At 67.4% G+C, this 10,746-nt stretch carries 7 protein-coding genes and 1 pseudogene; 3 read left to right on the forward strand and 5 right to left on the reverse strand.

Annotated features, from left to right (window positions below; all coding sequences use genetic code 11):
* Positions 1 to 808, forward strand: an 808-nt coding sequence (gene purM / locus E8A12_RS20800) for a phosphoribosylformylglycinamidine cyclo-ligase (RefSeq protein ID WP_293372433.1), incomplete at its 5' end; no start/stop codon positions are given.
* Between the two features lie 36 nt (positions 809 to 844).
* On the opposite strand, the gene E8A12_RS20805 is transcribed toward purM, so the two are convergent.
* On the reverse strand, positions 845 to 3,433 hold the full coding sequence (locus E8A12_RS20805; protein ID WP_293372435.1) for a M1 family metallopeptidase: 2,589 nt from the start codon (positions 3,431 to 3,433) through the stop codon (positions 845 to 847).
* A gap of 232 nt (positions 3,434 to 3,665) precedes the next feature.
* On the opposite strand from E8A12_RS20805, the gene E8A12_RS20810 reads away from it, so the two are divergent.
* Positions 3,666 to 4,742 carry a pentapeptide repeat-containing protein gene (locus E8A12_RS20810; protein ID WP_293372437.1) on the forward strand — a complete coding sequence of 359 codons (1,077 nt, stop codon included), beginning with the start codon at positions 3,666 to 3,668 and terminating at the stop codon, positions 4,740 to 4,742.
* Positions 4,743 to 4,745: 3 nt separating this feature from the next.
* Here the strand turns inward: E8A12_RS20810 and E8A12_RS20815 are convergent, their stop codons facing one another.
* From E8A12_RS20815 to E8A12_RS20825, 3 genes are read right to left on the reverse strand one after another with little or no spacing between them, the layout of a single operon-like run.
* Positions 4,746 to 5,801, reverse strand: coding sequence for a 2-oxoacid:ferredoxin oxidoreductase subunit beta (locus tag E8A12_RS20815; protein WP_293372439.1), 1,056 nt, complete (start codon positions 5,799 to 5,801; stop codon positions 4,746 to 4,748).
* Positions 5,798 to 7,663 (reverse strand): 2-oxoacid:acceptor oxidoreductase subunit alpha, encoded by a 1,866-nt coding sequence (locus tag E8A12_RS20820; RefSeq protein ID WP_293372441.1) that lies wholly within the window; start codon positions 7,661 to 7,663, stop codon positions 5,798 to 5,800. The genes E8A12_RS20815 and E8A12_RS20820 overlap by 4 nt, the downstream gene beginning before the upstream one ends.
* Positions 7,648 to 9,435, reverse strand: a complete 1,788-nt coding sequence (locus tag E8A12_RS20825) for an FAD-dependent oxidoreductase (protein ID WP_293372443.1) — start codon at positions 9,433 to 9,435, stop codon at positions 7,648 to 7,650. Before E8A12_RS20825 ends, E8A12_RS20820 begins: the two co-directional genes overlap by 16 nt.
* Before the next feature lie 342 nt (positions 9,436 to 9,777).
* Between E8A12_RS20825 and E8A12_RS20830 the strand changes: the two genes are divergently transcribed.
* Positions 9,778 to 9,939 carry a hypothetical protein gene (locus E8A12_RS20830; RefSeq protein WP_293372445.1) on the forward strand — a complete coding sequence of 54 codons (162 nt, stop codon included), beginning with the start codon at positions 9,778 to 9,780 and terminating at the stop codon, positions 9,937 to 9,939.
* A 95-nt stretch (positions 9,940 to 10,034) separates the two neighbouring features.
* Here E8A12_RS20830 and E8A12_RS20835 read toward each other — a convergent pair.
* A pseudogene (locus tag E8A12_RS20835) lies at positions 10,035 to 10,746 on the reverse strand (trigger factor); the annotation flags it as partial.

Here is a 10,746-nt window from a genome sequence, read left to right on the forward strand (position 1 = left end):
GAAGGTGGCGATCGAGACCGGCATCCACGACACGGTGGGCATCGATCTCGTGGGCATGTGCGTCAACGACCTGCTGGCCCAGGGCGCCGAGCCCCTGATGTTCCTCGACTATTACGCCACCGGCAAGCTCGACGTGGACGCCGCCGCGGCCGTGGTCGCCGGCATCGCCGAGGGTTGCCGCCAGGCCAATTGCGCCCTGGTGGGCGGCGAGACCGCCGAGATGCCGGGCATGTACGCCGAGGGCGACTACGATATGGCCGGCTTTTGTGTCGGGGCCGTTGACCGCGACAAGGTGCTGCCCCGCCTGGACCGCCAGAAGCCAGGCGACATCCTGGTGGGACTCGGATCGAGCGGCCCGCACTCGAACGGCTACTCCCTGGTCCGTCGCATCGTCGAGCGGTCCGGCCTGGCCTGGGACGCGGCCGCACCCTTCGAGGACGGCAAGACCTTGGCCCAAGCCCTGCTCGCCCCCACCAGGATCTATGTGAAGACCGTCCTGCCGCACCTGAAGGCCGGCCGCATTGAGGGCCTGGCGCACATCACCGGCGGCGGCCTGATCGAAAACCCGCCGCGCGCTATCGCCGATGGCCTGGTCGCCCGCTTCGACTGGAACGCCTGGGTCCCGCCGCCGGTGTTCGGCTGGCTGCAGGAGGTTGGCGGCGTTTCGGACCTCGAGCTGCGCCGCACTTTCAACTGTGGCGTCGGCCTGATGCTGATCGTCGACCCGCACGAGCTGCCCGAGGTGCTTGAGGGCCTGGTCCGCGACGGCGAAGACGCCTTCGTCGTCGGCGAACTGGCGAAGGCTTAATCCGACCGCCGGTCCGACGGACGCCGCCGTCCAGCGTCAACCCGCGCCATGGGCGGCAAGCCAGCGATCGATGTCGGGGATCGCCTTGGCCCTGATCCGCTGGTTCAGCTTGATCGAACCCACGGCGGACTCCACCGGCCGCCGCGCATCCGCGGGGATCACCGCCTCGCCATAGGCGCGGATGTCGGCGATGCGCTTCGGATCCGCCGACCCCGCCGCGATATCGGAGACCACCTCCCAGGCGGTCTGCTCGTCCATCGGCAGGCCATCCTTGCCGAGATGCGATCGAAGCGCCTCCCAGACCGCGTCTGGATTGTTGTCCCCGGCGATCGACAGCAACTGCGGCGCCGAGCCGGCGGGCGCCTCGGAACCGAGCGCGATCCCGACGATCCGCGACGAGAGGTCAGGATCGGCGGCCGCCGCCATGGCGCGCAGGATGCGGCCCTTCTCCTGCGGGTCCTTGGTGTCATGGGCGCGGACCAGGAGCGCGTCGAACGTCGTCGCATCGGCCGCCTCGGCGACGATGCCCAGGGCCGCCCGCTGCTCGGCGATCGAGCCTTGTCCGGAGCTGAAGATGGACTTCGCGCGGGCGAGCGCCTCGCCGTCGCCGAACCGCGCCTGGCCCCCCCAGACGGTGGCGCGCAAGGTGGTCACGTTGGACGCTTCGCCCGGCGTCGGCGCGGTCCCCAGCCGTTTCGCAAGGGGCGCAATCAACCGCAGGGCCTCACGATGGAACGCAGCCTGTCCTGGCAGACCCCGATAGCCGTCGTCGATCACATGCAGCAGGAACACGGCCCGCGTCCAAACCACCGGATCGGCGTCGGCGGGCAGCCTGGCCATGAAGTCCAGAACCACGCTGGCCGGCGCGTAGCCGGATCCACCGAGCGCCGAGGCGTCGTTCATCAGGTTGATCTGGTCCATCGCCGAAAGGGACCCGAGGCGCTGCGCCAAGGCCTGGGCCTGCGCGCTGGGATAGGCCACCCGGGCGTAGGCCATGCCGCCGGCGTTCACCAGCGGCGCCTGGCCCGGGACCGCGGCGGCGTCCGTCAGAATCAAGGTCGTCGGCGGCTTTCCCGCGCCCGCAACGGCCAGAGGAATCCGCCAATGGGTGGCGGCCACGCCCTTCAGACTGTCCGGATCCTCCGCGAACCGGCCTTCCGTCAGGCGCACGCCCGCCTTTTCCGCCGTCACCCGCACCAGCGGCACGCCTGCCTGGCGGGTGAAGTCGTGCTCGATATCCCGCACCGGTTTCCCGGCCGCCGCCTGCACCTGGCTCCAGAGATCGTTGTCAACGGTATTGCCGAAGGCGTGCGCCTTCATGTAGCGGCGCACCCCGTCGCGGAAGGCGTCGGCCCCGACATAGGCTTCCAGCATGGTGATCACCGCCGCGCCCTTGTCGTAGGTGATCTGGTCGAAGGCTTCGGCCGCCTGCTCGGCGCTGCCGATCGGCTGCAGCACCGGGTGCGTCGTCACCTGAGCGTCGGCGTGTTTCCCACCCTCGAAGATGGCGGCCGCCTGCAGTCCGGTCTTCCATTCCGGGTGCAGGGCGTCGGCCGCATGGGTCTGCATCCAACGCGCGAAGCCCTCGTTGAGCCAGAGGTTGTCCCACCAGGCCATGGTCACCAGGTCGCCGAACCACTGGTGGGCCATCTCGTGGCTGACCACGAGGAACACCTGCTGGCGTTCGCGCTCCGTCGATGACGCCGGATCGAACAGCAAATGATCCTGCGAGTAGAAGATCGCCCCCCAGTTCTCCATCGAGCCGCCGGCGATCTCGCCGGGCGCAGCGACCAGGTCGAGCTTGGGCAAGGGGAATCGCACGCCGAAATAGCCGTTGTAGTAGTGCAGCAAGGCCACCGCCTGGCTCAGGCCATAGGCCGCCTTGCGCTCGTCGCCCCGCTTGAACACAACGCCCACCTCGACGCCATCGACCGTCTGGTGGACCCGCTCGAAGTCGCCGACCCCCAGGAACAGCAGATAGGTCGACATCTTCGGCGTCTCGGCGAAGCGCACGCGCTGCAAGCCGCCCGCCAGCGGGGTCGTCTCCGCCACCGGCATGTTGGAGACCGCCATCCGGTCCGCCGGCGCGTCAACCGTCACCGTGAAGGTCGCCTTCTTGCCAGGCTCATCCCAGCAGGGCAGCAGCCGGCGGGCTTCAGCCGGCTCGAAGTTCGTGGCGAGGGTGCGCCGTTTGCCCGCCGGACTGTCGTAATCCATGGCGAAGAACCCCAGCGTGCCCTTCGAGGTGATCGGCCCGTGGTAGGCGACCTGCAGGCTGTGGCGGCCTGCGGCATAGGGTTCGGCGAAGGTCAGGGTCGCGCGGCCGAGTTTGTCGTCCAGGCGGATAGAGGCCGCTTTGCGCCCATCCAGGTCCACACCGTCGAGGGTGAGCCCCTTGGCGTTGAGCACCACCGTGCGGCCGGCCTTCGCTGCGACGCCGGCAACCGTCACCACGCCCCTGAAGGTCAGGTGTTCGGCGTCAGGGGTGAGCTTCAGATCGTAGTGCGACGGCGTCAGCGTATCGGGCAGGACCTGCCGCACGTCGGTGGCGGCCCGATGCGCGGCGAACGCCGGGCCGGCCAGCGAGATCAGAGCGCACGCCCCCAGGATTGCTATCGGTCGCATTTGCCCCCTCGAATCGACGCCGCCGCCTGCTGAAAGCCTATCGCAGCCCGGCGCGGATGGCGTCCCTTGCCAGGGGCCTGGCAGATAAGCCGAGGACCGAGAATTCTCACGTTTTGTCGCAGGCTTTGACCTTGGATTAGTCAAGCTAGGGCACAACAGCGCCATGTCCATGGTCGTCCGCGCCCCCTTGACCCCGCGCCCGCGCCAAATCGATGCGACGGAGTTCGCCTCGATGATCCGCGGCCATGAGCGGTTCATAACGCTTCGCATGGGCGTGGGGCGCGAGGCGCCGCGCTACGTGGTCGCCCAGCAGATGCGCTGCGATCACCGCCGGCTGATGGACATCGACTTCACCGGCTCGGACCTCTGCGGCAGCACCTTCGCGGGCTCGGACCTGACGCGGGCGGTCTTCTATTGCGCCACTCTGATCCGCTGCGACTTTCGGCGGGCCAACCTGCGCTGGGCGGACCTGCGGGGCGTGACCCTGGGCGGGGCGCAGCTCGCAGGCGCGATCCTTGAGGAAGCCGACCTGCGCGCCGCCATGTTGGTGTCCACCGACGGCCCGCGCGGCGTGGGCTCGATCAGCGAATGGGCGCGCATTCAGGGCTCGACCCTCGATAGGGCGCGAATGGACGATCTGGTGGCCCAGGGCGTGGACTTCACCAACTGCTCCCTGCGCGGGGCGAAGCTGCGCAACGCCAACCTGCGCAACGCCAATTTCACCGACGCCAACCTGGCCGGCGCGGACCTGCATGGCGCGCGGCTGGACGGCGCGTCGCTGCGCGGCGCGATCCTTACCGGCGTGGATATCGCCAGCCTGAACCTGCCGCTGGAAAACCTGGAAGGCTGCGTCATGGACGCGACCCCGGCGGCGTTCGGCGCCGCCGGCGACATCAAGGCCATCCTCGACGCGGCCCAGCAGTGGGTCGAGACCGGTGGGGCGCGCGGCGAACGCGGTCACCTCGACGACCTCGACTTGCGGGTTGTGGCCGGAGCGTTCCGCGACCGGCTCCTCGGCGGCCTCGCAGCGCCCAATGCGATCGGGGTCTCCGTGGATTTCTCCCGCAGTCAGCTGCAGGGCGCGGTCTTCGATGGCGCGGACCTGCGGCACGCCAATTTCCGCGGCGCCGACCTGCGCGGCGCGTCCTTCGTAGGGGCCAAGCTTGCCCACGCCAACATGGTGGGCGCCGACCTCGCTGCTCTGGAGCTGCCGGGCGGACGGATGCTGCCGACCCGGTTCGATGGCGCCAGCCTGGACGGAACCGGGATCATCCCGCCCAAGGTCCCGACCGAAGCGGTCCCGCAATAGCGTTCAGCGCAGCCCGGCGTTGATCTTCGCCAGCGCTGTCGAGCCGGGCGTCAGAGCATCGCCGGCCAGCGCGTTCAGCGGCGTATCCACCGTATCCAGCGCCTCGTGCAGGTCGCCGGCCTGCGGGTCGACATAGAGCAGGCCCGTGACGATCTCGCCCTTGGCTTGCTTCGACTGCAGGAAGCCCAGCGCCTGGGCCCGGTCGCTGGGATCGTAGAGCTCGGCCAGCTTGTGCAGGGACAGGATTGAGCCGTCGTGCTGGGTGACCATCACTGTCTCGCCCGGCGCGTAGTCCACGTGGATCGGCGCACGCGGCGGGATCACGTCCAGCCGGTTCACCGCCTCGTTGTGCTCGCGCACATAGTCGAAGCTCTTGGTCGAGCCGACGTGATTGTTGAACTGCACGCACGGGCTGATCACGTCGATGAACGCCGCGCCCTTGTGCGCCAGGCCCGCCTTGATCAGCGGCACGAGCTGATCCTTGTCGCCGCTGAACGAGCGGCCGACGAAAGTGGCGCCCAGCTGCAGGGCCACGCCCACCAGGTCGATGCCGGCGTCGTGGTTGACCACGCCCTTCTTTGACTTCGAGCCTTTGTCGGAGGTGGCGGAGAACTGGCCCTTGGTCAGGCCATAGACCCCGTTGTTTTCCACGATGTAGAGCATGTTGACGCCGCGCCGCACGGCGTGGGCGAACTGGCCGAGGCCGATCGACGCCGAGTCCCCGTCACCGGAAACCCCGAGGTAGATCAAATCCTTGTTGGCAAGATTTGCACCTGTCAGCACCGACGGCATGCGCCCGTGGACGGTGTTGAACCCATGGCTCGCGCCCAGGAAGTAGTCCGGGGTCTTCGACGAACAGCCGATACCCGACAGCTTGGCGATGCGGTGTGGCGGCAGCTCCAGCTCGAACACCGCCTGGATGATCGCCGAGGAGATCGAGTCGTGGCCGCAGCCGGCGCACAGGGTGGAGACCGAGCCCTCATAGTCTCGGCGGGTGAAGCCCAGGTTGTTGGTCGCCAGCTTGGGATGATGCAGCTGGGGCTTCAGGATGTAGGTCATTCCGCCGCCTCGATCTGGCCGAGGGCCAGCAATTGCCCGATCTCGCCGGCGATGAACCGCGCGGTGATCGGCGTGCCGTCGTAGTGCAGCACCGGAACGAGCTTGGCCGGGTCGATCTCGCCCTCGTTCATCAGCAGGGTCCTGAGTTGACCGTCGCGATTCTGCTCGACCACGAAGACCCGTTCGTGCGCGGCGACGAAATCATAGACGTCGTCGCTGAACGGGAAGCCGCGGACCCGCAAGGCGTCCAGATGGCGGCCCTGCCCTTCCAGCGCCTCCAGGGCTTCGTGCATCGAGGGCGTCGTGGAGCCGAAGTAGATCACCCCATCGGTCGTCTTGCGCTTGGCGGGCCGCGCCACCGGCGCCGGGATCAGCGCCTTGGCGCTTTCGAACTTGCGCAGCAGGCGTTGCATGTTGTCGACGTAGACCGCGCCCTCTTCCGAATAGCGGGCGTAGGGATTGCGCGAGGTGCCGCGGGTGAAATAGGCGCCCTTGGAGGGGTGCACGCCCGGATAGGTGCGGTACGGGATGCCATCACCGTCCACGTCCTTGTAGCGGCCGAAATCGACGCCCGCCTCCAGCATCTCGGCGGTCATCACCTTGCCGCGGTCGAGGCTCTTGGCGTCATCCCAGGCGAAGGGTCTGCACAGCCACTCGTTCATGCCGATGTCGAGGTCGAGCATGACGAAGATCGTGGTCTGAAGCCGATCCGAGAGGTCGAAGGCCAGGGCCCCCATCTCGAAGCACTCGCCCGGATCGCAGGGCAGCAGCATGGGGTGCTTGGTGTCGCCGTGGCTGGCGTAGGCGGCGCCGATCAGGTCGGCCTGCTGGGTGCGGGTTGGCATGCCGGTGGAGGGCCCGCCGCGCTGCACGTCGAAGATGACCGCCGGGATCTCGGCGAAGTAGGAAAGGCCGATGAACTCGGTCATCAGCGAGATGCCCGGCCCTGATGTGCAGGTGAAGGCCCGTGCGCCGTTCCAACCGGCGCCCACCACGATGCCGATGGAGGCGATCTCGTCCTCGGCCTGGACGATGGCGTAGCGCGCCTTGCCGTCCGGATCCGTGCGCAGGTCTTCGCAATAGCCGGTGAAAGCCTCGGCCAGCGACGTCGACGGCGTGATCGGATACCAGGCGCAGACCGTGGCCCCGCCATAGACCGCGCCGAGCGCCGAGGCGGCGTTGCCCTCGACGTAGATGCGCTCGCCCACCTTGTCGGCCTTGCGGACCTGCAGGCGGATCGGCTCCAGGCGCTCGCCGACGTAGGTCGCGCCCATGTGCAGGGCCTCGACGTTGGCGTCGATCAGCTTCTGGCGACCGGCGAACTGCTCGGCCAGCAGTTGCTCGATCACCGCCGGGTCGATGCCCAGCAGGGCGGCGAGCGCGCCCACATAGACGATGTTCTTGAACAACTGCCGTTCGCGCGGCAGCTGGTAGCGGTCGTTGCACATCGCCGTCAGCGGCACGCCCAGCACGGTGATGTCGTCGCGGAACTTGCCCGGCGGCAGGGGTTTGGTGGAATCGTAGAACAGGAAGCCACCCGCCTCGATCTCGGCCAGGTCCTTGTCCCAGGTCTGCGGGTTCATGGCGACCATCAGGTCGACGCCGCCGCGGCGGCCCAGATGCCCGGCCTCGGTGATCCGCACCTCGAACCAGGTGGGCAGACCTTGGATGTTGGACGGGAAGATGTTGCGCGCCGCCACCGGCACGCCCATCCGCAGGATCGACTTGGCGAACATGCCGTTGGCGCTGGCCGATCCGGACCCGTTCACATTGGCGAATTTCACCACGAAGTCGTTGACGGTCACCGGGGCCGCCTTCACCGAGCCCGCTTTCACCGAGCCCGCTTTCACCGAGATTGGCATGCCGCCCCCGCGTGCGTCATTTCAAGGGTGAACCGCTGCATGTCCCAGGCCCCGGTCGGACAGCGTTCGGCGCAGAGCCCGCAGTGCAGGCAGACGTCCTCGTCCTTGACCATCACCCGGCCGGTCTTGAGCGCGCCGGAGACATAGAGGTCCTGGGTGAGGTTCAGCGCCGGGGCCTTGAGCCGCGTGCGCAGGTCCGCCTCATCGGTCTCCTTGGTGAAGGTGATGCAGTCGACCGGACAGATGTCCTCGCAGGCGTCGCACTCGATACAGAGATTGTCGGCGAAGACGGTCTGCACGTCGCAGTTCAGGCAGCGCTCGGCTTCCTTGTAGCCGGTCTCCCGATCGAACCCGAGCTCGACCTCCATCTTCACGTTCTTCAGCGCCACGGCCTTCTCGCGCAGTGGCACGCGGTAACGGCGGTCATTGGCGATGTCGTTGTCGTAGCTCCACTCGTGGATGCCCATCTTCTGGCTGATCAGCGAAAACTCCGGCGGCGGCCGGTCGGCCACGTCCTCGCCCTTGCAGAACCTGTCGATCGAGATCGCCGCGTCGTGGCCGTGGGCGACGGCCCAGATGATGTTCTTCGGCCCAAAGGCCGCATCGCCGCCGAAGAAGACGTTGGGGATTCCGCCGCGCATGGTGATCGGGTCGACGTTCGGCACATCCCACTCGTCGAACTCCAGGCCCAGGTCGCGCTCGATCCAGGGGAAGGCGTTCTCCTGACCGACCGCCACCAGCACGGCGTCGCATTCGTAGTGCTCGTCCGGCGCTCCGGAGGCCACCAGCCGGCGGCGGCCCTTGTCGTCGTACTGCGCCTCGACCACCTCGAAGGTGACGCCGGTGAGTTTGCCGCCTTCGTGCGTGAAGGCCTTGGGCACCCGGAAGTTGATGATCGGGATGTCCTCGTGGACGGCGTCTTCCTTCTCCCAGGGGCTGGCCTTCATCTCCTCGTAGCCGGAGCGGACGATCACCTTGACGTCCTCGCCGCCAAGCCGGCGCGAGGTGCGGCAGCAGTCCATGGCGGTGTTGCCGCCGCCCAGCACGATCACGCGCTTGCCGATCTTCGCGATATGGCCGAACGAGACGCTCGACAGCCAGTCGATGCCGATGTGAATGTTGGCGCGGGCTTCCTCGCGTCCGGGGATGTCCAGGTCGCGGCCGCGCGGGGCGCCGGACCCGATGAAGACCGCATCGTAGCCTTCGGTCAAAAGCGCCTTCAGGCTGTCGATCCGCTCGCCGAGCCTCAGGTTCATGCCAAGGCCGGTGATGTAGCCCACCTCCTCGTCGATCACTTCTTCCGGCAGGCGGAAACGCGGAATCTGGCTGCGGATCATGCCGCCCGCCTTGGCGTCGCCGTCGAAAATGGTGATCTCGTAGCCGAGGGGCGCCAGGTCGCGGGCCACCGTCAGCGAGGCGGGTCCGGCCCCCACCATGGCCACCCGCTTGCCGTTGGTCTTCGCCGCCGGCGCGGGCATGCGGGCGGAGACGTCGTCCTTGTTGTCGGCCGCGACCCTCTTCAGCCGGCAGATAGCAACCGGCTCCTCCTCGACGCGTCCTCGCCGGCAGGCGGGTTCACAGGGGCGGTCGCACGTGCGGCCCAGGATCCCGGGAAACACATTGGACTGCCAATTGACCATGTAGGCGTCGGAGTAGCGCCCGTCGGCGATCAGGCGGATGTACTCCGGCACCGGGGTGTGGGCGGGACAGGCAAACTGGCAATCGACGACTTTGTGGAAGTAGTCGGGAGTCCACGCGCTGGTACGTTGCAAAACCTCAAGTCCCTTCCCGCGACGCTCTACTCTCGCGGCGGCAAGTCGGACCCAAGGGCGTCAGACGCGAGGCTTGGGAGGGGCTTTGGCCGTCACAACGCGGCGTTCTTCTGTCAGGTTAGGCCCCGTTCGCCGGTCAAGCCAAGCCCATTCCTGATCGTTGATCGGTGATTTCACGCACGACACGGGCCAAAGCGGCGAAAATCATGCCCGGACCCGTGGTCGCTCGCGCCTCAAGCGAACGTGAGCGCGCGCCCAGCTTTTCTCGCAAGCCACGTCATTGCTTAATGGTAACTTAACGCCGGGAGCGCCCTGCGGTCGGCAGGGTCTGGGAGAAGCCGAATGACCACGCCTCACGACGTCGTCCCTGCGCCGGAGTCCCTCAACCTTCCGCCGCATCCGCATGACGACGAGATCATCGCCTCCAGCCTGTTCCAGGAAATCAACGAACGCCGGGCCCGGGTGGAGAACACAGAACTGCTGCAGCACCTGCGCGGGCTGTAAGGGGCGCCCCAGACCTAAGTCCGAGGCGCCTTTTCGATATTCAAGTCAGCTTGGATCCCCGCCGACGCGGGGATGAGCGGTGTGAGAGGCGGGCCTCAGTCAGCCTTCTTCTTGGCCGTGGCCTTCTTTGCGGGCTTGGGAGCCTCGTCGTCGCCGTACCCTTCCGGCAGCTCGTCGTCCTTCATCAGCTCTTCCTTGGAGACCTTGGTGTCCTTCACCTTGGCCTTCTCGACGATCAGGTCGACCACCTTGTCTTCGAAGAGGGGGGCGCGCAGCTGCGCCTGGGCATTGGCGTTCTGGCGGAAGAGGTCGAACACCTGCTGCGCCTGGGGGCCATACTTCATGGCCTCGGTGCGCATGGCCTCGCCCAGCTCCTGCTCGGTGATCTGGACATTGTTGGCGCGGCCGATCTCTGCCAACACCAGGCCCAGGCGCACCCGGCGCTCGGCGATCTTGCGGTACTCTTCGCGCAGCTTCTCCTCGGGCTTCTTGGCGTCTTCCGGCGGCAGCTCGCCGGCTTCCTTGTCCTGCTGGACCTGCTGCCAGATGGCGGCGAACTCAGCCTCGACCATCTTCGGCGGCAGCGGGAAGTCGTGCTTGGTGTCCAGCTGGTCCAGCAGCGCGCGCTTCAGCTTGAAGCGGCTGGCGCCGGCGTATTCCTTCTCGAGATTGCCCTTCAAGAGCTCGCGCAGCTTTTCCAGATTCTCGATGCCCAGGCGCTCGGCGAAAGCGTCGTCGGCCGGCGCATCGACCGGACCCTTCACGTCCTTCACCTTGACCTCGAAGACCACCTCTTTGCCCTTCAGG

The organism is Phenylobacterium sp. (assembly GCF_004799395.1).
Classification (GTDB): domain Bacteria; phylum Pseudomonadota; class Alphaproteobacteria; order Caulobacterales; family Caulobacteraceae; genus Phenylobacterium.